Annotated in this window: 2 protein-coding genes; both read left to right on the top strand. The window is 61.9% G+C overall.

The genetic code is table 11. The features are described 5' to 3' along the window. Positions 1–102: 102 nt before the first annotated feature. Positions 103–846 (top strand): ERF family protein, encoded by a 744-nt coding sequence (locus IE243_RS22825; RefSeq protein ID WP_191321566.1) that lies wholly within the window; start codon positions 103–105, stop codon positions 844–846. Next, positions 843–1,408, top strand: a 566-nt coding sequence (locus IE243_RS22820) for a lambda exonuclease family protein (protein ID WP_191321565.1), incomplete at its 3' end; no start/stop codon positions are given. The genes IE243_RS22825 and IE243_RS22820, both read left to right, overlap by 4 nt.

The following is a 1,408-nucleotide window of genomic DNA, read 5'->3' as shown; positions in this document are numbered from 1 at the left end:
CAAGCGCCTGGAACTTGAAATGAAACTCAGGGCCGCCGGCTACCGCGTCACAGGATGGCGCGACGGAAAGCCAAAGGTCCGCAAGCAGGCAGGGAGCAGGACATGATAAACGTCGTCCAGATCGAACGCCAGAACGAATTGCCGCCGGCGCCCATGGTCCCGCTGACGCCAATGGCGATGATCTCGCAGGCCATCGCGCAGGGCGCTGACCTCAGCATGGTCCAGCAACTGATGGACCTTCAGGACCGTCACGACGCCAAGCTGGCCCGCAAGGAGTTTGACGCTGCGCTGGCGGCTGCGAAGTCGGAAATCCCGGTGATCCGCAAGAACAGGTCCGTATCCTACGGCCAGGGCAAGGCAGCCTATGCCCATGAGGACCTGGGCGAGGTGGCGCGCACCGTTGACCCGGTGCTGGCGCAGCATGGCCTGTCGTATCGGTTCCGCCCTGAACAGCGGGACGGCCGGGTGCGCGTGACCTGTATCCTCTCTCATGTTGACGGGCACAACGAGGAAAGCACGCTCGAAGCCGGAGCCGACACGTCTGGCAGCAAAAACAGCATCCAGGCCATTGGGTCCACGGTCACCTATCTCCAGCGCTACACGCTGAAGATGGCACTGGGTCTGGCCGCAGCTGAAGATGATGACGGCAAGGGCGCAGAGCCGGCAACGCTCATTACCGACGAGCAGGCTGACCAGATCAAGCGACTCATCCATGAGACGGGCTCTGATGTTTCTGCCTTCCTTGGCTACATCGGCGCGCCTTCCGTGTCCGACATCCCGGCCGCGAAATACAAGCAGGCCATCAGCGCGCTGAACACCAAGCGCAGGAATGGTGCCCAGTCATGATGCAGGTTTTCACCGACATTGAGCAGGGCACACCTGCATGGTTCTCCGCTCGCGCCGGCATCCCAACCGCCAGCGAATTCGCGACTGTTATGGCGAAAGGCGAGGGCAAGACGCGCAGCAAGTACATGCGTCGCCTCGCTGGCGAGATCATCACTGAGGAATGCGTCGAAAGCTTTTCAAACGTCCACATGGAGCGCGGGAAGCTCATGGAGGACGAGGCCCGCGCCGCGTATGTGTTCTACCGTGATGCGCAGCCTGTCCAGGTTGGCTTCGTCCGCAACGGCAACAAGGGCTGCTCCCCTGACAGCCTCATTGGTGACAACGGCGGTCTGGAGATCAAGACGGCTCTGCCGGATATCCAGATTGATCGCCTCGAACGGAAGCGCCTGCCGCCGGAATACCGCGCCCAGGTGCAGGGCTCTTTGTGGGTCTGCGAGCGCGAATGGTGGGACTTCATCAGCTATTGGCCGAAGCTCCCGCCGCTGATCGTCCGCGTGTACCGCGACGAGGATTTCATCAAGCAGATGGCCGACGAGGTCGACCGGTTCAACGACGAGCTGGC

The organism is Camelimonas fluminis (assembly GCF_014656355.1).
Classification (GTDB): domain Bacteria; phylum Pseudomonadota; class Alphaproteobacteria; order Rhizobiales; family Beijerinckiaceae; genus Camelimonas; species Camelimonas fluminis.
Note: the sequence above shows the minus strand (reverse complement) of the source record. Positions and strands in the feature narration are given on the sequence as shown.

Bases quoted from the DNA above. Each gene is read 5' to 3' on its own strand.
- IE243_RS22825 (WP_191321566.1), top strand. From the start codon at position 103: ATGATAAACGTCGTCCAGATCGAACGCCAGAACGAATTGCCGCCGGCG.